Genomic DNA, 21989 nt, shown 5'->3' with positions numbered 1-21989 from the left:
TCATGTCCACTGGGCGGCCGTCAGTCATCCTGCGAGCGAAGATATTTCACATTGCCACCGCTGCCGTAGCGGGTTACCACGGACGCAGCATTGAGCCGAGGAGATACCGCGGATGCGGTAGCGACTGATCGTCCACGTGCAGTCTGTTGCCTGTACAAACGTCCGGCTAGGGTTCAGGCATGAACCGGGGACGGATCGGAGACTGGGCCCTCGCCGTCGGTGTGGCCGCGATCCTGCTGGCCGGCGGGCTGTCCAGGCAACACGCCCCGACTGACCTCGACCCGCTCGGCTACGCGTTGTTGACAGCCAGCGGTCTGGCGCTCGCCGCGCGCCGCCGGGCTCCAGTCACCGTACTGGCCGTGACCGGATTGTGCGCGCTGGGTTACCAGGCGATCGGATTCGACGTTCCTGCTGCCGCCTTCGTGTTCGCGGTGTACGCCTCGGTCCGGGCGGGGCACCGCATGATCACCGTGGCAGCGTCGGTGACCCTGCTGGCCGCTCTCCCGCTCGCTGGCCTGGCCTCCCTAGACGACACGGAAGAGGCGTTCGCGCAGGCTCGGGGCGCCCTGGAAATCGCATGGTTGATCGCGGCCGGTGCAGCGGGAGAAGCGCTGCGACAGGCCGAGCGGCGGGCGGACGAAGCCGAGCGCTCCCGGGAGGAAACCGCACGGCGTCGCGCGGACGAGGAGCGGCTGCACATCGCGCGGGAACTGCACGATTCGCTGACCCACCAGATCTCGGTGATCAAGGTGCAGTCCGAGGCCGCCGTCCACGTGGCCCGTAAGCGGGGCGAAGATGTGCCCGAGGCATTGCTGGCGATCCGGGAGGCCGGCCGCGAGGCGGCCCGGGAACTGCGGGCGACCCTCGAGGCGCTGCGCGATGACGGCAAGAGCCCGCCGCAAGGGCTCGCAGACGTCCCGGACCTTGTGAATCGGGCACGGACGACCGGTCTGAACGCGACGCTGACGATCGAAGGGCAATGTCAGGGTGTGCCGGCCACGGTGGACCGCACCGGCTACCGGATCGTGCAGGAGTCGCTGACCAATATCGCCCGGCACGCCGCCGCCGCGACGGCGTCTATTCGGATCGACTACCGTCCCGATGCCCTGGTCATACGGGTCGACGACGACGGCAAGGCAACACCGGACACCGCTTCAGTAGCCGGCGTCGGGCTACTCGGCATGCGCGAGCGCGTCACCGCCCTCGGCGGTCGCCTGCGGGCGGAACCGCGCAGCGCGGGCGGCTTCTCGGTACAGGCCGAACTACCCGTGGACCGCACGTCGTGATCCGGGTCCTGCTGGTCGACGACCAGCCACTCATTCGCAGCGGATTCCGCGCGCTCCTCGACCTCGAGGACGACATCGAGGTCGTGGCCGAGGCCGCAGACGGGGGCGAGGGCCTCGCCATGGCCAGGCAGCACCTGCCCGACATCGCGCTCATCGATATTCAGATGCCGGTCATCGACGGCATCGAAGCGACGCGACTCATTGCGGCGGACCCGACCCTGGCTGGTGTGCATGTGGTCATCCTGACCAACTACGGCTTGGACGAGTACGTCTTCAACGCGCTGCGCGCGGGGGCGGCAGGATTCCTCGTCAAAGACATTCAGCCGGCGGACTTCCTCCATTCCGTCCGCGTCGCCGCGCGCGGCGACGCCCTCCTCGCGCCATCGATCACCCGTCGGCTGATCGATCAGTACGTCACCCAGCCGCTCAACCCCGGAACCGGCGCGGAACTGAAGGAACTGACCACCCGCGAACGCGAGGCCGTAACCATGGTCGCGCAGGGCCTATCCAACGACGAGATCGCCGACCGCATGGTGATCAGTCCGCTGACCGCGAAGACCCACGTCAACCGTGCCATGACCAAGCTGCACGCCCGCGACCGCGCGCAACTCGTGGTGCTCGCCTACGAATCCGGCCTGGTGACCCCGCGCGACTCGCGACATCCACGGTCCGGGTGATTCGCCAGACTCACGCCAGGCGAGTCCCCCCTCCTGGCGTTGTCGCCAGCACAGGTGCGTGGGCGGACTCGTTCCTCCCATGTCGCACGCAGCCGGACCGGTAGCGGTCGGCAAGCAGCCGAACCAATGCCGGGTGCACGCCGAGCGGCTCGGCCACCCCGTCCGATCCGGCATCGACCAGCCTCCGGTGGAACAGGCCGTGCGCCAACAGATACGAGGCGATGAACACCCGACGGTGACCCGCCGCCCGCAGTCCCTCGACCACCTCGGGCACCCGCGGCTCCGCGGTCGCGACGTAGCCGATGTGTACCGAGCTCCCGACCAGTTCCGCGAGCATCATGGCGCCGCAGCGCACATCGGCCAGTGCCCGCGGATCCGAGGATCCGGCCGCAGCCAGCACCACCGCGTCGCCCGGCCGCCAGCCCGCCTCGCGCAGGCGCTCGAACAGCACCGTGGCCAGCACCGGGTCCGGCCCGAGCGCCCTGGTCACGGTCACGTCGGGGTGCCCGGAATCCGCGACCTCGCGCGGGACATCGGTGTGCACGTGGTACCCCGAGGCCAGGAACGCGGGCACCACGACGGCGGGGCCGCCGAGGTCGCGGAGCACCTCCGAGGGCGACGGCCCGAGCACGTCCACGAAGGCGACGCGGGTCGTGCCCACCTCATCCGCCACCGCGTCGGCGAGCGCGGCGACCATGTCGACGCCGCGTGGGCTCCTGGTGCCGTGCGCGACGAGCACCAGCGCGGGCCCGCTCACTAGTCGTCCCCGCAATCGACCGGGTCGAGGGCGAGGCGGTAGCCACGCTTGACCACCGTCTGCACGATCTTGGGGGCGCCGAGACAGGTCCGCAGCCGTGCGATGGCGGTCTCAACGGCATGGGTGTCCTCGCCGCCGCCGGGGAGCACGGAGAGCAGTTCCTCCCGAGAGACCACGCGTCCGGGTCGATGCGCCAGTGTTCGCATCAAAGCCATTGCGGCAGGTGCGAGTTGGCGAACCTCGCCGTCCACGACGACACATCCGCCGCGCACGCTCACGTCGTGACCCGCCGCGCGCAGGCGCACCGAACGCCGCGGCAGCTCCTCGGCGATGTGCCGGGCGAGCGACCCGAGCCTGGCCCGCCCCGGCATGGTGCTCGGGACGCCGAGCGCCTCGAGCGGCGCCGCGGTGACCGGCCCGACGCACACCGCGAGCACCCGGGTGCGCAACGAGTTCAGCAGTGGGTCGACGAGGCCGATCTCCTTGGCGCGGATCAGCATCGACGCCACCGCGGGCGCGCTGGTGAAACTCAGCGCGTCCAGGCCCCCGCTGACGGTCAGCTCGATGAGGCGGTCCATCGCGGTCGGGTCGTCGGGCTGGGTCCAGCGGTACACCGGCACCGGGACGACCTCGGCCCCGGCCACCCGGAGCACCTCGCAGAAGTCGGGAAGCGGCTCCCATTCGGTGGTGGCGCCGTGCAGCTGCACGGCGATCCGCTTGCCCTCGACGCCCTCGGCGAGCAGGTGATCGATCACCTCGGCCGAGGACTCGGAGACCGGCGACCACTCCTCACGCAGGTCCGCGGCGCGGATCGCTCCCTTCGCCTTCGGACCTCGGGCCAGCAGCCGCGCCCTCGACAGCGCCTCGCCCAACTGCTCGGCGAGCCCCCACCCGTCGGCGGCCTCCATCCAGCCGCGAAAGCCGATTCCTGTGGTCGCGACCGCGATCTCGGGTGGGTTGTCGATCAGTTCCCTTGTCACCCGTTCCAGCTCGGCATCGTCGACGAGCGGGATGATCCGGATCGCGGCCGCGTGCACGACGGTGGCGCCGCGCCGGGTCAGCAGAGTGGTGAACTCCTCCGACCGCCTGGCCGCGGTGACCCCGACGGTGAAACCGGACAGCGGCTCACCGACCTGCGGCACCGCCCTCCCCTCGCTCATGCGCTGTCCGCCGCGGCAGCCGAGGTGCTGTGGACCTGGACCATGCCGGCCCAGACCCGCACGTCGTACACCGGCAGCCGGACGGACTCGTCGTCGAGGCAGCGCCCGTCGACGAGCGAGAACACCTGCTTGAGCAGCGGCGAGACCACGATGGGCTCGCCTGCCCTGTCCCCGACCAGGCCGCGCGACATCACCGCCGCGCGCCCGAAGGGGTCGATGTTCCCCACTGCGTAGAGCGAGCCGTCCTCCATGAGGAACAGGGCTGCCTGCTCACCCCCCCGAATCAGCACCGCGACGCCGAGCCCCGGGATGAGGTGGCTGAGCGGGCAGGCCGAGGTCCATTCGAGTCGTCCGTCGTTGACGCTCTCGCGTCCGGGTCCGGTCACGTTGTGCGCCTTCATCTCGATAACGGTCATCATCGCGGTCCTCCTGTAATGCAGGCTTACTTTCTACTTATCCGGTGTTTCCTGGGCGTTAAGCCGCGATTCCCTCGGGGTAAGCAGATACTGAGCGGTCCCCACCCGCTACTGGGAGGTCGTGGCCGGCATCGGCGGCATCCCCATCAGGACCGGGATCTTGCGATCGCCGGACTCGTCGAACACCACTGTCGGGTCGGCCTCCTCCGGTGCATTGACGAAGGACACGAAGCGCGAGAGCTTCTCCGGGTCGTCGAGCACGCCCGCCCACTCGTCCTGGTAGCCCTCGACGTGCTTGGCCATCGCCGCCTCGAGCTCGGCGGCGATACCGAGGCTGTCCTCGCAGACGACGGCCTTGAGGTGATCGAGGCCGCCCTCCATCGCCTCCACCCACGGCGCGGTGCGCTGCAACCGGTCGGCGGTGCGGACGTAGAACATCAGGTACCGGTCGATGTAGCGGATCAGCGTCTCGTCGTCGAGACCGCCCGCCAGCAGCTGCGCGTGCTTGGGCGACTGCCCGCCGTTGCCGCCGACGTAGAGGTTCCAACCGTTCTCGGTGGCGATGACGCCGACGTCCTTGCCGCGGGCCTCCGCGCACTCACGCGCGCAACCGGAGACACCGAACTTGATCTTGTGAGGGGAACGCAGACCGCGGTAACGGTTCTCGAGTCCGACGGCCATCCCGACGGAGTCCTGGACGCCGTATCGGCACCAGGTGGACCCGACACAGCTCTTCACCGTGCGCAGCGACTTGCCGTATGCCTGACCGGATTCCATGCCGGCATCGACCAGACGCTTCCAGATCGCGGGCAGCTGCTCGACGCGGGCACCGAACAGGTCGATGCGCTGGCCACCGGTGACCTTGGTGTACAGACCGAAATCCCGTGCCACCTCACCGATCACGATCAGCTGCTCGGGGGTGCACTCGCCGCCGGGCATCCGCGGCACCACCGAGTAGGTGCCGTTCTTCTGGATGTTGGCCAGGAAGTGGTCGTTGGTGTCCTGCAGCGAGGCCTGGTTCCGGTGCAGGATGTGATCCGAATCGGTCGAGGCCAGGATCGAGGCCACGACCGGCTTGCAGATGTCACATCCGGTTCCCGTGCCGAACTTGGTGATCAGCGCGGAGAACGTCCGGGTTCCCGTCGCCATCACGATCTCGAACAGCTCCGCCCGCGACTGCTCGAAGTGCTCGCAGAGCGCCTTCGACATCACCACGCCGGACGAGGCCAGCAGCTGCTTGATCGTTGGCAGGCAGCCGCCACAGGTGGTTCCCGCGTTGGTGCAGCTCTTCACGGAGGCGATGTCGCAGGCGCCCTCGGCGATCGCACCGCAGATGGCGCCCTTCGTGACGCCGTTGCACGAGCACACCTCGGCATCGTCGGGCAGCGATCCGGCACCGGGCTTCTCGCCCGCGGGCGAGATCAGCGACGCCGGGTCACCCGGGAGCTCGCGGCCGACCAGGGGGCGCAGCGACGCGTATGCGGACGCGTCGCCGACGAGGATGCCGCCGAGCAGGATCTTGGCGTCATCGGACACCACGAGCTTGGCGTAGGTGCCCTTGGCCGCGTCGCTGAGGACCACCTCGAGGGCACCGGGCGTCTGAGCGTGCGCATCACCGAAACTGGCGACGTCCACCCCCATCAGCTTGAGCTTGGTGGACAGGTCCGCACCGGGGAACTCGGCTGCGCCACCGAGCAGTCGATCGGCCACGATCTCGGCGGTGGTGTAGCCGGGCGCGACCAGGCCGTAGGCGACGCCCTCGACGGCCGCGCACTCACCGACGGCGAAGACGGCCTCGTCCGAGGTCCGGCAGCCGAGGTCGGTGAGGATGCCGCCGCGTTCGCCGATCTCGAGCCCGGCCGCACGGGCCAGCTGATCCTGCGGCCGGATGCCTGCCGAGAACACCAGCAGCGCCGCCTCGATCACCGACCCGTCCGAGAGTTCGACACTCACGCCGTCCGGGCCCTCGGTGATGGCGGCGGTGCCGACGCCCGCGTGCACGGTGACACCGAGGTCGGTGACCAGCCGCGCCAGCAACGCCCCGCCGCCCTCGTCGACCTGCAGCGGCATCAACCGGGGGGCGAACTCGACCACGTGCGGGGTCATGCCCATCAGCCGGAGCGCGTTGGCCGCCTCCAGGCCGAGCAGGCCGCCACCGACGACGACGCCGACCGCACCCTGGCCCGCCTTCTCCGCGGTGGCACGGATCCCGTCGAGGTCGTCGATGGTGCGGTACACGAAGCACTCGGGGCGGTCGTGGCCCGGGATCGGCGGCACGAACGGGTACGAGCCGGTGGCCATGACGAGGGCGTCGTAGCCGAGGGTCTCGCCGGAACCGGTGGTGACGGTGCGCGCGGCGCGGTCGATCTCGACGGCCCGCTCACCGGTCCGCAGCTCGACCAGCGCGTCGCCTGCATAGTCGTTGCCCGCGAGCGCCAGTTCCTTTGCGTCCCAGGATCCGACGTACGAGGACAGGCCGACGCGGTCGTAGGCGGGCAGCGTCTCCTCACACAGGACGGTCACTCGCCACTGGGCGTCCTCGTCCCGCGCGCGCAGCGCCTCGACGAATCGATGGCCGACCATTCCGTGCCCGATCACCACTACCGACTTGTTGTTCATGCTGCGCCCTCTTCTTCGATCGATGGTGTTTCGTGTGCTGGTTGGTCTCGTGGTTCCGGATCCGAGTTTCGTAGCCATTCGCAGATGCCCTGGACGACGGAGCTGCAGCCGCCGCAGCCGGTGGTCGCCCTGGTCTCGGTGGCCATGGCGGCCACGCCGCGCGCGCCCGCCTTCCACGCCGTGGTCAGCTGCGACTTGGTCACCGAGTTACATCGGCAGACCACCGCAGACCCCGGCATGGTGGCCGGGCTGGCCACCTCGACGCCCGCTCCCGATCCGCGGCCGATGAGCAGCGACATCCGGTCCACCGGGACCGGCAGCTGCGCATCGAAGAGCTGGGTCAACGTGCCGACCACGTCGGGGTTACCCAGTAGCACCGCCCCGACGACCCGGTCCTCGCGCACCACGACCTTCGCGTAGCGCCCCCGTGTCGGGTCGGCGAGGGTCAGCACCTCGCTGTGGCTGCAGTGCATCTCGGCACTGATGTCGCCCATCGAGGCGAGGTCGATGTCGTGGGCCTTGAGCCGGGTCACGTTCGCGGTCCCGTGGTAGGTGGCGAATCGATTCTCGCCCGCGAGCCGCTCGGCCACCACCGCGGCCTGCTCCCAGCCCGGCTGCACCAGGCCGTACACCTCGCCGCGATGCTGCGCGCACTCCCCGATGGCCGAGACGCGCGGGGCGCTGGTGCGCAGCAGGTCGTCGACCACGATGGCCTGATCGACGGCGATGCCCGCGGCCTCGGCCAGCGACACCTCGGGGCGGATCCCCGCGGACAACACCAGCAGGTCGGCGGGCAGCTCGGTCCCGTCGTCGAGCACCACGGTCCGGTTCTCGGCGTCGCGGGCGACCGCCCTGCGTCCGAGCACCATCCGCATGCCGAGCTCGGTGAGCACCCTGGTCAGCACCGCGCCGCCAGCGGGGTCGAGCTGGCGCTCCATCGGAAAGTCCTTGGGGTGCACCACCGTGACGTCCATGCCGCGCATCAGCAGTCCGCGGGCCGCCTCGAGCCCGAGCAGGCCGCCGCCGAGGACCACGGCGCTGGATCCGCCAGTGGCCGCGGCGATGATCTGGTCGCAGTCGCCGATGGTGCGGAACGCGGCGACGCCGTCGACCAGCGCGTCCGACTCGTCCACCGCGCCCGCGATCGGCGGGATGAACGATCGGCTACCGGTCGCCAGCACCAGCTCGTCGTAGCCGATCTCGTCGTGACCGGCCCCGGTGCCATCGTCGCAGCGCACGGTCCGCGCGGCCGTGTCGATGCCGGTCACCCGGACGCCGGACCGGACGTCGATCCCCTGCCGCTCCCACCAGCCGTCCGGCTTGAGGCGGGTGTCACGGCCGGTGATACTGCCCGCCAACACATTCGAGAGCAGGATGCGGTTGTACGCGGGGTGCGCCTCGGCGCCGATCACCACGATGTCGAGCCGCTCTCCGTCGGGGTCGCGGCGCCGCAGTTCCTCCGCCAGTCGCGAGCCGGCCATGCCGTTGCCCACCACCACGATTCGGGTCCTTTTCATGCCACCGCCTCCAGCTTCACCGCACATACCTTGAACTCCGGCATCCGGCTCGTCGGGTCGAGAGCCGGATTGGTCAACAGGTTCGCCCGGCCGGACCCGGCGAAGTGGAACGGAAGGAACACGGTGTCGAGCCGCATGCTGTCGTCACAACGCACGATCGCCTCGGTCCGTCCCCGCCTGCTCACCACGGCGGCAGGCGCACCCTCGACGAGGCCCATCCGACGCGCGGTGTCGGGATGCACCTGCACGAACATCTCGCCCGCGGCACGGACCAGCTCGTCGATCCGGCGGGTCTGCGCGCCGGACTGATAGTGGGCGAGGACCCGACCCGTCGTGGCCACCAGCGGGAACTCGGCGTCCATCCCCTCGCTCGGTCCGCGGTGCTCCACCGCGACGAAACGCGCTCGGCCGCTCGGGGTCTCGAATCGATCCAGGAACAACCGCGGTGTCCCTGGATGCTCGGGCTCGCCTGCGGGTGTTGCCGGGCACGGCCAGTGCAGCGCGGCACCCTCGTCCAGCCGGGCGTAACTGATCCCGGAGTAGTCCGCGACCCCGCCAGCGGAGGCCAACCGGAGCTCCTCGAAGACGGCCTCGGGATCGGTTCCGAACCGCCAAGCCGGCTGGCCGAGTCGGCGGGCGAGCCCGGCGAGCACCTCGAGCTCGGAGCGCGGCCCCTCGGGAGCGGGCACGGCGGCCTTGCGGCGCAGCACCCTGCCCTCAAGGCTGGTCATCGTGCCCTCCTCCTCGGCCCACTGCAGGACCGGCAGGACGACGTCCGCCATGGCCGCGGTCTCCGAGAGCAGGAAGTCGTTGACGACCAACAGCTCCAGCGCGGACAGCCGGTCCACGACATGTCCCGCGCGGGGCGCGGACACCGCGAGGTTCGCCCCGTGCACCATCAGCGCGGTCGGCCCGCCGGGCGTCCCGATCGACTCGAGCAGCTCGTATGCGCTCTTCCCCGGGCCGGGCAGCTCGGCGGGATCGATGCCCCACACCTGCGCGACGTGCACCCGCGCGGCGGGATCGGTGATCTTGCGGTAGCCGGGCAGCTGATCCGCCTTCTGCCCGTGCTCGCGACCGCCCTGCCCGTTGCCCTGCCCGGTGATGGCGCCGTAACCGCTGCCCCTGCGACCGGGCAGCCCGAGGGCAAGGGCCAGGTTGATCACGGCCGAGACGGTGTCGGTCCCGGTCGCGTGCTGCTCGGCCCCCCTGGCCGTCAGGATGTAGGCACCAGCATCGGACTGCTGTGCGCGCCAGAGGATCTCCACCGTGCGGCGCAGCGCGCTCACCGGCACCCCGGTGACCCGCTCGGTGCGCTCGGGCCACCACTGGGCGGCTGCCAGCCAGGCATCGTCGAATCCCTCGGTGCGGGCACCGACGAAGTTGTGGTCGATCCGGCCGTCGAGCACGGCCAGGTGCAGCAGGCCGAGGGCCAGCGGCAGGTCGGTGCCGGGGCTCAGCTGCAGGTGCACCCCGCCGCCTGCGAGCGCGCGCTCCACGGTGGCCGTGCGCCGGGGGTCCGCGACGACGAGTCCGCCCGCGTCCGCCGCAGTGGCGAGGTGACCGAGGAACGGCGGCATGGTCTCGGCGACGTTGCCACCCAGGATCAGGATCGCCCGTGCGGCACCGAGATCGGACACCGGGAAGGGCAGTCCGCGGTCTAGTCCGAAGGCCTTGCCGCCCGCCGCCGCCGCCGACGACATGCAGAACCGGCCGTTGTAATCGATGTTCGAGGTGCCAAGCGCAACCCGGGCGAACTTGCCGAGTTGGTAAGCCTTCTCGTTGGTGAGCCCACCGCCTCCGAAGATGGCGACGGCATCGCGCCCACCCTCGGCCTGCGCTGCCGCGAAGCCGTCGGCCACGATGTCGAGGGCGGTGTCCCAGCTCGCGGGGCGCAGTTCCCCGTCCCGGCGCACCAGCGGCGCGGTGAGCCGGTTCGGGTTCCGCAGCAGTTCCGCACTGGTCCAGCCCTTCTGGCACAGCCCGCCCCTGTTGGTGGGGAAGCTCCGGCCCGTGACCGTCGCGGTCATGGCCTGATCCGCGGCCGAGGAGTCCCGCGCGATGTTCATCGCGCACTGGAGTCCGCAGTACGGGCAGTGGGTGGGGGTCGAGACCAGGGACGGAACTGCGAGGGTCATACCAGCACCGACTCCTCGGTCTCGGTGACGCCCCTGGCCGCCGGGCGGCGCAGGAACACCACGTAGGTGACGACGATGCAGGCCAGGTAGAAGCCGAGGAAGACCCAGAACGCCATGGTCGCGGACTTGGCCGGGCTCAGGTACGAGGCGCGGAGCACCAGGTTGATGCCCACGCCGCCGAGCCCGCCGATCGCGCCCGCGAAGCCGATGAGTGCACCCGACATGTTGCGCGACCAGCTGGCCTTCTCTTCCGCGCTGAGGTGATCGAGTCCCTGGGCCTTGGCCTCGAAGATCGACGGGATGATCTTGTAGACCGAACCGTTGCCGAGTCCGGACAGCAGGAACAGTGCGACGAAGCCGAGGACCAGTGCCACCATGATGCCGGTGCTGGCGGCTCCCGCGGTGCTGTCGTCGATGGTGCTCGCCGTGACCAGGACGCCTGACGCGAGCGTCATCGCAGCAAAGGTGTAGAGCGTGATCTTGCCGCCGCCGATGCGGTCGGCGAGCTTGCCGCCGTACGGGCGGGCGATCGACCCGAGCAGCGGGCCGATGAACGCGATCTGAGCGGTGTGCAGGGCGGCCTGGGCGGGGGTGTCGCCGCCTGCGATGAAGTTGATCTGCATGACCTGGCCGAAGGCGAAGCTGTAGCCGATGAACGAACCGAAGGTGCCGATGTACAGGAAGGCGATCACCCAGGAGTCGCGGTACTTGAGCGCGGTTCCCATCGCCTTCATGTCGGCCTTCTGGTTGCCCAGGTTGTCCATGAACAGTGCGGCACCGACCGCCGCGACACCGCAGAAGACCAGGTAGATGGCACAGACGATCCACGCTTCGGTGTTGCCGACCGTCGCGATGACGACGAGACCGATGAGCTGGATGACGGGCACGCCGATGTTGCCTCCGCCCGCGTTGAGGCCGAGTGCCCAACCCTTGAGCCGCTGCGGGTAAAAGGCGTTGATGTTCGCCATCGATGAGGCGAAGTTGCCGCCGCCGACGCCTGCGATCGCCGCGACGAGCAGGAACGTCGTGTACGAGAAGCCGGGGTTGAGCATCAGATACAGGGTCCCGACCAGCGGCACCATCAGCACCAGCGCGCTGAAGATCGTCCAGTTCCTGCCGCCGAACCGTGCCGTGGCGACGGTATAGGGGATGCGGAGGACGGCGCCGACGAGGGTCGGGACCGCCACGAGGAAGAACTTGCCCGCCGGGTCGATGCCGTAGACGTCGGTCGGCATGAACAGGACCATCACGGACCAGATGGACCACACCGAGAAGCCGACGTGCTCGGCGATTACCGACCAGACGAGATTTCGCTTGGCGATGTCCTTGCCGCCGGCCTCCCAGGCCTCGACGTCCTCGGCATCCCATTCCGCGATGTAGTGCTTGCGATTCGAGGTCTTGTCCTCGAGCGCGCCGGCTGCTGCCGTGGCTTCGTCCGAACGTGTGGTCACCGGGCCTCCTCTGTGCGTGGGAGACCTAAAGGTACGAGTCGGATGTTGCCGAGGTGATGCCGGTAATGACTCCGGAATGAACTTGCGCTCACGCGCGCGTTAACCCGACAGTGAGGATGTTTCCGCAGGTAAACAGGCTGTTACGACATGTGACGCGCGGTCACAACCTGGTCACCATGTGACACGGGTCACGTCCAGCTGTCCTCGAGGAACCTCGGCTTGCACGCCACGTAGCCCGCCACGAGGATGACCGCGACCGCACCGAGCAACAGGACGAAGGGCCAGGTCCAGCCGCCGGTCAGGTCGTGCAGGACGCCGAACAGCAGGGGTCCGATGCAGGCCACCGCGTACCCGAGCCCCTGGGTGAATCCGGACAGCGCGGCCGAGCCTGCCGCGGTCCTGGTGCGCAGGTTGATCAGGGTCAGCGACATGGGGAACGTGCTCGGACCGAGGCCGACCAGCAGGATCCACAGCACCGGGGCCGCCATGGGAGCGAACAGCAGGCCGGCGAATCCGGCCAGGTAGAACACCGCACAGGCGATCACGACGGGGTACGGGTTGGCGATCCGCGCGCACAGGGTCGGCGCCCCGATCGCCGCGATGAAGCCGACCGCGGAGAACAGCGCGACCATCGCGCCGCCGAATGCCGCGCTCGCACCCGCCTCGGTCAGGATCTTGGGCACCCAGGTGAACATCGAGTACGTGATCAGCGAGGTCATGCCGAACATCCCGGCCATCCCCCATGCCACAGGGGATCGCCAGGCCCGACCGCGCTCGCCGGGCTCGGCGTGCGGTTCGGCGGAGGTGTCGACACGGTCTCGGCCGCGCCTGCTGATCACGATGCCGACCCACGGCAGCGCCGCGGCGAACGCCAGCAACGACCACAGGCCGAGCGAGACACGCCACCCGTACACGTCCGCGACCGGCACCGCGACGAGCGCCGGAAGGAAGGTGCCCACCTGAACACAGGTGATGTAGATGGTGCTCATCATCGCGACGCGGTCCGAGAAATAGCGCTTGACCAGCGGCGGGATCACCACGTTGCCGATCCCCATGCCGCCGAGAGCCAGCGCGGAGAGCGCGAGCAGGGCCGCGGTGTCGGACACCATCGAGCGGGTCGCGATGCCGATCCCGGTCATCAGCATGGCCCCGAGCGCCACCCGTTCCAGACCGAACGCCAGGGCCAACCGGGGCGTGAGCAGGCCGAAGACGGCGAACATCGCGGTGGGCAGCATCCCGAAGACGCCGACGATGGTCGACCCGAACCCGACCTCCTTGCCGATCTCGTCGAGCAGCGGGGTCAGGGAGGTGACGGCGGTGCGGAGCGTGAGCGCCGAGAGCACGATCGCGACGAGCACCATCAGCCGGCCTGCGACGAGTGCGCGCCGGTCGATCGGGTGTCGATGCCGTTCGGTCGCCTGCACGGACACCGCACACCTCGTTCCCTCAGCAAATGATCGCAAAATCATAGGATGAATGGATGATCCGATGCAACTGAGTATGATGCGCACACGTCTTAACAGAGAGGGATCGCGTGCAACCCGTACGACGGACAAGCCTCATCGCGCAGGTCACCGACCAGCTGCGCGCGGAGATCGCGGCAGGCCGCTGGCCGACCGGCACGCGGATTCCGACCGAGCCGGAGCTCGCCGAGCTGACCGGGACCGGGCGCAACACCGTGCGCGAGGCCGTCCAGGCACTCGTGCACGCGGGCATGCTCGAACGACGTCAGGGTTCGGGCACCTACGTGATCACCACCAGCGACCTCGGCGGGACGCTCGGCAAGTACTTCGCGGCCGCGCACGAACGGGACATCCTCGAGCTGCGTCAGGCCCTCGACGTCACGGCCGCCGCCCTCGCCGCGCGGCGCCGGGACGACACCGACATCGCGACCCTCCGAGACCTGCTCGCCCGCAGGAACCTGCTCTGGTCGCCCGTCGAGGGTGCCGCCGACACGACCGCGGCCGTCGCGGCCGACCTGGCCCTGCATCGCGCGATCGTCGCGGCCAGCCACAACGAGGTGTACCTCGAGTTCTACGACTCGCTACTGCCCGCCATCGAGCAGACCATCCTTCGCCACCGGGTGGCGGCCGAGAACTCCTACGAGCCCGAGCACGACGAGCTCGTGCAGGCCGTCATCGAGGGCGACAGCGAGCGCGCCGCGACCGCGGCTCGCCGGTTCCTGACCGAGCTCCTCGCCCAGCGGACCTGAGGACCTAGAGCATCAACCGGATCAGGTCCGCGGTGCGGACCAGGCCGGGCAGCGCCTCGGCCGTCGAGCGCGGATGCAGCGCGTGGACCGCCAGACGAAACATCAGGGCGCGCAACAGCATCTGCGGCCACTCCGGCAGATCCTCCCACCGGGCGATCAGCTCGGCGTCGGCTCCACCCCATGACAGCGCGTCCACGACGACGACCCCGGCCGCCCAGCCGACGGGCCGCCAGTAGGGGGTGATGTCGGTGATGGCAGGCGCCTCCGAGCCGGAGAACAGCACCGTGCCGAAGAGGTCGCCGTGCACCAGCTGGTCGGGGCTGCGCACCGGCTTGCGCAGCGTCGCCAGCTGCCCGATCAGCTCGACGCTGGTCCTGCCGTCGTCGGTGACCGCCTCGAACTGGCCCTTCACCGCCTTCAGGGGAACCTGCTCCCACGCGGCCCGATCGGCCGCGACGAACACGTCGACGTCCGCCCATGGCGCCACCGGGGGCTGCACAAGGAACCGCGGCCGCTCGAGGGCCGCGGTCGCCGCGTGCAACCGCATCGACAGCGAGACCACCTCGTCGTGCCGCGGCTCCGGCGACCCGCCGATGAATGTGTCTGCCCGCCAGCCCGATACGACATAGCGTCCGTCGGTCGCCCGGACCGGCCGCGCGATCCGCACCCCGTCCGCGGTCAGCGTCTCGCGCACCTTTGCCGACCATGCGGCGCGGGCGTGGTCGGCCACCGGCGAGAGGACGACATCGCCGCAACGCCAACCGCCGTCCCAGTCGGCTCCGAGCGGAATCGGAACCGTCTCGCGCAGACCGAAGGTGGAGCGCACGTGCTCGGGAGGTTCGACAGAGCTCACGTCACCAACGCTACCGCCGTCGGCCCCCTCGCCGTCCCCTGACGCGCCGGGTCCGCGTCAGTACACCGGCAGTGACCTGTCCACCTGGTTCGCCCAGGCGATGACGCCGCCCTGCAGATGGGTCGCATCCGCGAAGCCCGCCTTCTTCAGCGCGGCCAGCGCCTCGGCGGACCGGATACCGGTCTTGCAGTGCAGCACGATCGGCCTGTCCTGCGGCAGCTCCGCGAGCGCCTCGCCGGACAGGATGCGGTCCTTGGGGATCAGCGTCGCGCCCGGCAGGTGGACGATGTCCCACTCCACCGGTTCGCGGACGTCCACGATCTCGATGTCCTTTCCCGCGGCCAGCATCGCGGCCAGTTCGGGCGCCGTGATCGTCGAATCCGCGGCCGCGGCGACCCCCTCATCGGACACCACGCCGCAGAACGCGTCGTAGTCGATGAGCTCGGTGATCGGCTCCCTGGCCGGGTCACGGCGGAGCTTGATGGTCCGGTAGCTCATCTCGAGGGCGTCGTACACCATGAGCCTGCCGAGCAGCGACTCCCCGATCCCGGTGATCAGTTTGATCGCCTCGGTTGCCATGATCGACCCGATCGAGGCGCAGAGCACGCCGAGCACGCCGCCCTCGGCGCACGACGGCACCATCCCCGGCGGCGGCGCCTCCGGGTAGAGGTCGCGGTAGTTCAGCCCGCGTCCGTCCGGGGCGTCCTCCCAGAACACCGACGCCTGCCCCTCGAACCGGTAGATCGAGCCCCAGACGTACGGCTTGCCCGCGAGCACCGCGGCATCGTTGACCAGGTAGCGGGTGGCGAAGTTGTCGGTGCCGTCGAGGATCAGGTCGTACTGCTCGAACAGTTCCACGGCGTTGTCGGGCTCGAGCCGGAACTGGTGCAGCCGCACCTCGACGTTGGAGTTGATCTCGAGGATGGAGTCGCGAGCGCTCTCGGCCTTCGGCCTGCCGACGTCGGCCTGCCCGTGGATGACCTGGCGCTGCAGGTTGGACTCGTCGACCTCGTCGAACTCGACGATGCCGAGGGTCCCGACACCCGCGGCGGCCAGATAGAGCAGCGCGGGCGACCCGAGCCCGCCTGCCCCGATCACCAGCACCCGGGCGTTCTTGATCCGCTTCTGCCCCACCATGCCGACATCGGGGATGATCAGGTGCCTGCTGTAGCGCGCCACCTCGGCGCGACTCAGCTCGGCCGCGGGTTCGACAAGCGGCGGCAATGAGTTCTTGGACTTCAGGTCAGACACGACGGCTCCTACGGTCTACGCGCTCACGCAGCTACAACGCTCCGCACGAGTCCATTCTTCCCCCGGCCGGTTACGGTCGGTCGCCCTGGTACGCACGACGTTCGCGAGGAGTCCCGATGAGCACCGCCCCGACCCCGACCACCGATCCGGTCTCCTACCGCGCCGAGGTGCCGGTCCGGTGGTCGGACATGGACGTCTTCCAGCACGTCAACCACGCCCGGATGGTGACCCTGCTGGAAGAGGCCCGGATCGACTGGCTGCGCAGCGTCGGGCCGGAGGCGTCCGAGCTGCTCGGGACCTCGGTGGTGGCGCACATCGATGTGCGGTACCGGTCCCCGCTCACCCACGCGGACAGCCCGCTGTCGGTCACGATGTGGATCGAGCGACTGCGCACCGTCGACGTGACCGTCCGCTATGAGGTGCGCGCGGCATCGGCGCCTGCCGATTCCCGCCCCGCCGTCGAGGCCGTGACCCAGCTGGCCCTCGGCGATCCGCACACCCAGCGGCTACGCCGCCTCACCGCCGACGAACGCGCGCTCCTCGCGACCTGGGTGCGCGGCTAGTCGCTCAGCTCAGCCGCGCGGGTGCGGCCAGGGGTTGAAGCGGCACGTCTTGCCGTCCATCGGCACCACGCCCTCGGGGTCGAGCTTCGCGATGTCGTTGTTCGAGGTGCCGAAGGTCTGCTGCATCATCACCGGCGCCAGCCCCCCGTCCGACTCGCAGGGCTGGTGGTCCTGGTAGCCGATGGCGTGGCCGACCTCGTGGTTGATCTGGTACTGCCGGTAGGAGCCGATGTCGCCCTGGAAGGCGATGGCGCCGCGGACCCAGCGCGGCTCGTTGAGGACCACCCGGTTGATCGACGGGTTGAAGCAGGAGACCTCGAGTTCGATGTCGTATCCGCAGGCCTGGCGAACCGTCATCTGGGAGGTCAGCGACACCCGGAAGGTCGGTTCCCCGTTGTCGATCCGGCGGACCGCGAACCTCGGGTCCTTGGTCCAGCTCTTCGGGTTGGCGAGCGTCTGGTCCACCATCCGGCCGAATGCCTCGTCGCCGCCGAAACCGGATGTGTCGACGCCGTCCTCGACCTCGACCGTGTACGTGAAGACCTGATCGGTGCCCTGCCCCGCCTGCGCGGTGGTGCCGGGGATCACGTGCCACGCGCCTGCACCCTGGGCGGTGAAGGGTCCGCCGTCCGGGAGCGCGCCGGACGGGATCGTCCCGGCGAAGTTGCCGTCGGCCTGCGGCGGTACGCCGATCACATCGGTGCCGTCGGTGGCGGTGCTGAGCGCGCCGAGGCCGGGACCGTCGCCGGTCTCGGACTCGGGGGAACTGCCGCCGCCGCGGATCGCGTCGACGGCAACGAGCACGGTGACCACCAACAGGATCGGGATCGCGTACGCCCGCCATCCGTACACGGAGACGAACTTGCCCAGTTTGCTCTGCTTTCGCGCCTGACGTTCGGGCCTGGGGGTGCGGGGGCGCCCCGGCTCGCGGCTGGTGGGATCCCACTGCGCTCGCAGCGGCTGATGAGATCCGACGGCACCGCCCTCGCGCCGCTCGTAACGCTCGTCGTCGGGGTACCGATCGTCTTGGTAGTCGTCGCCCGGCTGCGGTGCCGGGTAGCGGTCGTCGGGGTAGCCACTGCCGCCTGAGCGACGTGGAGCGTCGCCCCGCAACCGCGGTCCACCTCGATCTGTCACGGAGCCAGAATCTCACAGACCGGCGCAACGGCGATTCGGCGCGCCGAACGTCGCCCCGACCGGGCGCCCGACGGCGACATGCCGACACCGACCGCATCACCTGGAATACTCACCTACACAGCATGCGCCATTGTGAGGGTGGCCCGGCGATCGTCCGGGTATCGTTCGATGACTTTGTGCACTCAGTGCAGTGAGCACCCTCACCGCACCGCACGGGTCAGTGATGGTGGATAGGCAGCAGATTGGGAGCACGATGACAGAACTCGCGGATCGGGCCGCAGCACCCGCAGGCCAGACCACCAAACGCAGCACCCGCCTCCCCCGCGACGCGCGACGGTTGCAGCTGCTCCAGGCCGCGAGCGAGGTCTTCGTCACCAGGGGCTATCACGCTGCGGGCATGGACGAGATCGCCGAATGCGCCGGCGTCAGCAAGCCCGTGCTGTACCAGCACTTCCCCGGCAAGCTCGACCTCTACCTCGCGGTGTTGCAGAGCTACGTGGACAGCCTGATCTCCGGCGTGCGGCAGGCCCTGCGTTCGACCACCGACAACAGGCAGCGGGTCCGTGCGGCCGTGCAGGCCTTCTTCGATTTCGTCGACAACGACAGCCAGGGCTACCGGCTGGTGTTCGAGTCGGACGTGATGGGTGACCCACAGGTCCTGGCCCGCGTCGACCAGGCCACCGAGGCCTGCGTGGACGCCGTCTTCGACCTGGTCAGCCACGACTCGGGACTCGATCCCTATCGCGCCCGCATCCTCGCGGTCGGGCTCGTCGGCACCAGCCAGTTCACCGCGCGCTACTGGCTGCAGGCGAACCGGCCGATCCCCAAGGAGGAGGCCGTCGACACCACCGTCGTGCTCGCATGGGGCGGCCTGTCACACGTGCCGCTGCAGCACTGACCCGCACGACAGGAACCACGGGGCACGAACCAGAGGGGCACCAACGAGAACGGGGCGCGGATGACCGCGCCCCGTTTCTTCGTCTGCTTCAGCAGATCAGCTGCTGGTCGCCGCGAACCCGACCTTGCGGCTGTCCGACGGTCCGATCTCCACGTACGCCACCTTGCTGGCCTGGATCAGGAACTTGCGCCCCTTGTCGTCGACGAGCGCCAGCACACCGCCCTCGCCGCCGAGCGCGCCCGCGACCAGGGCCTCGACCTCTTCGGGTGTCTGTTCGCTGTTCACGATGAGCTCGCGCGGGCTGTCAGAAACACCGATCTTGACCTCCACGGCCAACCTCCGAAATCTCGTGCCATCACTACCGAAGCCCAGGCTAGTGCAGCCGCTCGCTGCCGCGCCCGCGCTGTGCCTGTGCTGAGAGCGAACAGCGACGGACCGAACTCACACCAGTCCGAGCACCGTCATCCGCTCGGCGTGCCGTTCCTGCATCCGGTCGAACATGGCGGCGATGCCGCTGAGGTCGCCACTCGCGGTGATCACCAGCTCGGTCAGGTCCTGGCGCTGAGCCATCACGTACTGCGCCTGGGTGATCGCCTCCCCCAGCAGCCGGCGGCCCCACAGCATCAGCCGGTCCTTCTCCTGCGTGCTCGAGCGGACCGCCGCGCTGACCTCGTGCACCACGAACTCCGAGTGCCCGGTCTCGGCGAGCACCTCGCGCACGACGGCGGCCACCGAGGGGTCGAGGGAGTCCGCGATCTCCAGGTAGAAGTCCGCGGCGATGCCGTCGCCCACGTACGCCTTGACCAGCGATTCCAGCCAGGTCGACGGGTGTGTGGAGGCGTGGTAGTCGTCCAGCGCCGCCACGAACGGCTTCATCGCGGAGTAGACGTCGTGCCCCCGTGCGGTCAACGCCGACTGGAGGGTCTCGAAGTGACTCATCTCCGCGGCCGCCATGCTCGCCAGGGCGACCTTGCCCTGCAGGGTCGGCGACATCTGCGCGTCCTCTGCGAGGCGATAGAAAGCCGAGATCTCGCCGTACGCGAGCGCGGCGAAGAGCTCGCCCACTCCCGGATGATCGGCGGCAATGGCTGGCGTCAAAGAATCCGGCGAATTGGCTCCCATGGGGACAGCCTAGACGTCACGCGGTGCCCGCCGATCGGGGCCGCGCCGGGGCGAAGGCGGTGAGATTGGCCATGCAAATACCGGCTCAGGCGGTCACGCAAGCTACCATGGACGCGGGCAGCCGCCCGTAGCCCGAGCAAATGGGCCGACACGACAACGCGGCTACCCGCAGATAATGTGCGCGCACCTGATCTTGAAGTCCCTTCCCGCGCCGCGCCGAGATCCCACGATTTCCGCGCTCAGGCAGCAGGAAGCGCGACTCACGGACGAGGGCACCGACATCGGCCGACAATCGGCCTGGCCCCACCTCGTGCGCGCGTGCCAACGAGGAAGGCCAGACCCCTGAGCAAGATCACGATCGACCATGAAGACGACGCGACCGAAACCACCCTCTCCGCCCAGCTCGACGAGACCCACACCGCACCGACCTTCGCCGAACTCGGCGTCCGGGACGAGATCGTGCGGGCCCTCGCGGAGATCGGCATCGACCGCACCTTCGCCATCCAGGAGCTGACGCTGCCGCTCGCGCTCGCGGGCGACGACCTCATCGGCCAGGCCCGAACCGGCATGGGCAAGACCTTCGGGTTCGGCGTCCCGCTGCTGCACCGCATCGCCACCGGCGACACGGGCACCGCGACGCTGGACGGCACCCCCCGCGCACTAGTCATCGTGCCGACGCGTGAGCTGTGCATCCAGGTCACCGAGGACCTGGTCAACGCGAGCAAGTTCCTCAAGGCCGGTGACCGCAAGCTCGAGGTGCTCTCGATCTACGGCGGGCGCCCGTACGAGACCCAGATCGCCGCGCTGCAGAAGGGCGTCGACGTCGTCGTCGGCACCCCTGGCCGCCTGCTCGACCTGGCCAAGCAGGGCCACCTCATCCTCGGCAAGGTCGGGGTGCTGGTCCTGGACGAGGCGGACGAGATGCTCGACCTCGGCTTCCTGCCGGACATCGAGCGGATCCTGGGCATGGTCCCCGACAAGCGCCAGACGATGCTGTTCTCGGCCACCATGCCGGGACCGATCATCACCCTCGCCCGCACCTTCCTGACCCAGCCGACGCACATCCGCGCCGAGGAGCCGGAATCGTCGGCGGTGCACGACCGCACCAGCCAGCACATCTACCGGGCGCACGCGCTCGACAAGGCCGAGATGGTCGCCCGCGTCCTGCAGGCCGAGGGTCGCGGCGCCACCATGATCTTCACCCGCACCAAGCGGACCGCGCAGAAGGTGGCCGACGACCTCGCCGAGCGCGGGTTCTCCGTCGGCGCCGTGCACGGCGACCTCGGCCAGGTGGCGCGGGAGAAGGGCCTCAAGGCCTTCCGCACCGGCAAGATCGACGTGCTGGTCGCCACCGATGTCGCCGCCCGTGGCATCGACATCGACGACGTCACCCACGTGATCAACTACCAGTGCCCCGAGGACGAGAAGACCTACGTGCACCGCATCGGCCGCACCGGTCGCGCGGGCCGCACCGGCATCGCCGTCACGCTGGTCGACTGGGACGACATCCCCCGCTGGCAGCTCATCGACAAGGCGCTCGGACTCGGCACCCCGGAGCCGGCCGAGACCTACTCCAGCTCCGAGCACCTCTACTCCGAGCTGAACATCCCGACCGATGCCAAGGGCTCGATCAAGCGGGCCAAGCCCGAGCGCGCGACGGAGGCCGGCGGTAACGCCGACGACGCCGCCGGTACCGAGCGGGCCGAGAAGTCCGAGCGCCCCGCTCGCACCCGCGCCCCCCGCAAGCGCACCCGCGGCGGTCGCAGCACCACCGAAACCAACACCACCGCAGCGGTTTCCGACGCCCCGGCGACGGACACCACAGCACCCTCGGGCGACGGCACCGCGCCTGCGCGTCGTCGGCGGCGTCGGCGCAAGCCCGCGGCAGCGGCCGCAGCACCCTCCGTGGCCGTGGCCTCGGAGTAGCCGACC

At 69.6% G+C, this 21989-nt stretch carries 19 protein-coding genes; 6 read left to right on the top strand and 13 right to left on the bottom strand.

The window, feature by feature from the left end; translation table 11 throughout:
• Window positions 1–221: 221 nt before the first annotated feature.
• Both RM1_RS15120 and RM1_RS15115 read left to right on the top strand, forming a co-directional pair.
• Window positions 222–1286 (top strand): sensor histidine kinase, encoded by a 1065-nt coding sequence (locus tag RM1_RS15120; protein ID WP_245816357.1) that lies wholly within the window; start codon window positions 222–224, stop codon window positions 1284–1286.
• Entirely contained in the window at window positions 1283–1963 is a 681-nt protein-coding gene (locus RM1_RS15115; RefSeq protein WP_072752400.1) for a response regulator, read from the top strand. The genes RM1_RS15120 and RM1_RS15115 overlap by 4 nt, the downstream gene beginning before the upstream one ends.
• Before the next feature lie 10 nt (window positions 1964–1973).
• Here RM1_RS15115 and RM1_RS15110 read toward each other — a convergent pair whose 3' ends face one another.
• From RM1_RS15110 to RM1_RS15075, 8 genes are all read right to left on the bottom strand, one after another.
• A complete protein-coding gene (locus tag RM1_RS15110; RefSeq protein WP_083576739.1) occupies window positions 1974–2720 on the bottom strand; it encodes a sirohydrochlorin chelatase in 747 nt (248 codons plus the stop codon).
• Window positions 2720–3880 (bottom strand): uroporphyrinogen-III synthase, encoded by a 1161-nt coding sequence (locus RM1_RS15105; RefSeq protein WP_072752398.1) that lies wholly within the window; start codon window positions 3878–3880, stop codon window positions 2720–2722. Before RM1_RS15105 ends, RM1_RS15110 begins: the two co-directional genes overlap by 1 nt.
• Window positions 3877–4296, bottom strand: a complete 420-nt coding sequence (gene nirD, locus RM1_RS15100) for a nitrite reductase small subunit NirD (protein WP_027500139.1) — start codon at window positions 4294–4296, stop codon at window positions 3877–3879. Before nirD ends, RM1_RS15105 begins: the two co-directional genes overlap by 4 nt.
• Before the next feature lie 108 nt (window positions 4297–4404).
• Window positions 4405–6915: a nitrite reductase large subunit NirB gene (nirB, locus tag RM1_RS15095; RefSeq protein WP_072752396.1), complete on the bottom strand. Its 2511-nt coding sequence runs from the start codon at window positions 6913–6915 to the stop codon at window positions 4405–4407.
• Window positions 6912–8432 carry an FAD-dependent oxidoreductase gene (locus tag RM1_RS15090; RefSeq protein ID WP_072752394.1) on the bottom strand — a complete coding sequence of 507 codons (1521 nt, stop codon included), beginning with the start codon at window positions 8430–8432 and terminating at the stop codon, window positions 6912–6914. The genes nirB and RM1_RS15090 overlap by 4 nt, the downstream gene beginning before the upstream one ends.
• A complete protein-coding gene (locus RM1_RS15085) occupies window positions 8429–10570 on the bottom strand; it encodes a molybdopterin oxidoreductase family protein (protein WP_072752392.1) in 2142 nt (713 codons plus the stop codon). The genes RM1_RS15090 and RM1_RS15085 overlap by 4 nt, the downstream gene beginning before the upstream one ends.
• Complete coding sequence (locus tag RM1_RS15080) at window positions 10567–11946, bottom strand: MFS transporter (RefSeq protein WP_245816364.1); 1380 nt, start codon at window positions 11944–11946, stop codon at window positions 10567–10569. Before RM1_RS15080 ends, RM1_RS15085 begins: the two co-directional genes overlap by 4 nt.
• A gap of 263 nt (window positions 11947–12209) precedes the next feature.
• Entirely contained in the window at window positions 12210–13382 is a 1173-nt protein-coding gene (locus RM1_RS15075) for an MFS transporter (protein WP_072752458.1), read from the bottom strand.
• A gap of 173 nt (window positions 13383–13555) precedes the next feature.
• Between RM1_RS15075 and RM1_RS15070 the strand changes: the two genes are divergently transcribed.
• A complete protein-coding gene (locus RM1_RS15070) occupies window positions 13556–14233 on the top strand; it encodes a FadR/GntR family transcriptional regulator (protein WP_072752389.1) in 678 nt (225 codons plus the stop codon).
• A gap of 4 nt (window positions 14234–14237) precedes the next feature.
• On the opposite strand, the gene RM1_RS15065 is transcribed toward RM1_RS15070, so the two are convergent.
• Entirely contained in the window at window positions 14238–15086 is an 849-nt protein-coding gene (locus tag RM1_RS15065; RefSeq protein ID WP_072752387.1) for a TIGR02569 family protein, read from the bottom strand.
• A gap of 57 nt (window positions 15087–15143) precedes the next feature.
• The gene (gene moeZ / locus RM1_RS15060; protein WP_072752456.1) at window positions 15144–16328 is read right to left on the bottom strand and encodes an adenylyltransferase/sulfurtransferase MoeZ; all 1185 of its coding nucleotides are present in this window, start codon (window positions 16326–16328) and stop codon (window positions 15144–15146) included.
• 125 nt (window positions 16329–16453) lie between these two features.
• Between moeZ and RM1_RS15055 the strand changes: the two genes are divergently transcribed.
• A complete protein-coding gene (locus RM1_RS15055; RefSeq protein WP_072752385.1) occupies window positions 16454–16900 on the top strand; it encodes an acyl-CoA thioesterase in 447 nt (148 codons plus the stop codon).
• 9 nt (window positions 16901–16909) lie between these two features.
• Here RM1_RS15055 and RM1_RS15050 read toward each other — a convergent pair whose 3' ends face one another.
• On the bottom strand, window positions 16910–18037 hold the full coding sequence (locus RM1_RS15050; protein WP_072752383.1) for a DUF3152 domain-containing protein: 1128 nt from the start codon (window positions 18035–18037) through the stop codon (window positions 16910–16912).
• Window positions 18038–18290: 253 nt separating this feature from the next.
• Here RM1_RS15050 and fasR point away from each other — a divergent pair, with 253 nt between their 5' ends.
• Window positions 18291–18935 carry an HTH-type transcriptional activator FasR gene (fasR, locus tag RM1_RS15045; RefSeq protein ID WP_027500149.1) on the top strand — a complete coding sequence of 215 codons (645 nt, stop codon included), beginning with the start codon at window positions 18291–18293 and terminating at the stop codon, window positions 18933–18935.
• Window positions 18936–19031: 96 nt separating this feature from the next.
• On the opposite strand, the gene RM1_RS15040 is transcribed toward fasR, so the two are convergent.
• The gene (locus RM1_RS15040) at window positions 19032–19265 is read right to left on the bottom strand and encodes a DUF3107 domain-containing protein (protein WP_027500150.1); all 234 of its coding nucleotides are present in this window, start codon (window positions 19263–19265) and stop codon (window positions 19032–19034) included.
• A gap of 111 nt (window positions 19266–19376) precedes the next feature.
• Entirely contained in the window at window positions 19377–20057 is a 681-nt protein-coding gene (locus RM1_RS15035; RefSeq protein WP_072752381.1) for a ferritin-like fold-containing protein, read from the bottom strand.
• 318 nt (window positions 20058–20375) lie between these two features.
• Here RM1_RS15035 and RM1_RS15030 point away from each other — a divergent pair, with 318 nt between their 5' ends.
• Window positions 20376–21983, top strand: coding sequence for a DEAD/DEAH box helicase (locus RM1_RS15030; protein ID WP_083576737.1), 1608 nt, complete (start codon window positions 20376–20378; stop codon window positions 21981–21983).
• Window positions 21984–21989 lie beyond the last annotated feature (6 nt).

The sequence above is a fragment of the Rhodococcus maanshanensis NBRC 100610 genome (assembly GCF_001894865.1).
GTDB classification, from domain to species: Bacteria; Actinomycetota; Actinomycetes; order Mycobacteriales; family Mycobacteriaceae; genus Rhodococcus_G; species Rhodococcus_G maanshanensis.
Note: the sequence above shows the minus strand (reverse complement) of the source record. Positions and strands in the feature narration are given on the sequence as shown.

What these genes read in the sequence shown, in the direction of transcription:
- nirB (WP_072752396.1), bottom strand. Translation starts at nt 6,915, where the DNA reads ATGAACAACAAGTCGGTAGTGGTGATCGGGCACGGAATGGTCGGCCAT.
- RM1_RS15035 (WP_072752381.1), bottom strand. Translation starts at nt 20,057, where the DNA reads ATGGGAGCCAATTCGCCGGATTCTTTGACGCCAGCCATTGCCGCCGAT.
- RM1_RS15085 (WP_072752392.1), bottom strand. Translation starts at nt 10,570, where the DNA reads ATGACCCTCGCAGTTCCGTCCCTGGTCTCGACCCCCACCCACTGCCCG.
- fasR (WP_027500149.1), top strand. Translation starts at nt 18,291, where the DNA reads ATGACAGAACTCGCGGATCGGGCCGCAGCACCCGCAGGCCAGACCACC.
- RM1_RS15055 (WP_072752385.1), top strand. Translation starts at nt 16,454, where the DNA reads ATGAGCACCGCCCCGACCCCGACCACCGATCCGGTCTCCTACCGCGCC.
- RM1_RS15090 (WP_072752394.1), bottom strand. Translation starts at nt 8,432, where the DNA reads ATGAAAAGGACCCGAATCGTGGTGGTGGGCAACGGCATGGCCGGCTCG.
- nirD (WP_027500139.1), bottom strand. Translation starts at nt 4,296, where the DNA reads ATGACCGTTATCGAGATGAAGGCGCACAACGTGACCGGACCCGGACGC.
- RM1_RS15105 (WP_072752398.1), bottom strand. Translation starts at nt 3,880, where the DNA reads ATGAGCGAGGGGAGGGCGGTGCCGCAGGTCGGTGAGCCGCTGTCCGGT.
- RM1_RS15075 (WP_072752458.1), bottom strand. Translation starts at nt 13,382, where the DNA reads ATGGTGCTCGTCGCGATCGTGCTCTCGGCGCTCACGCTCCGCACCGCC.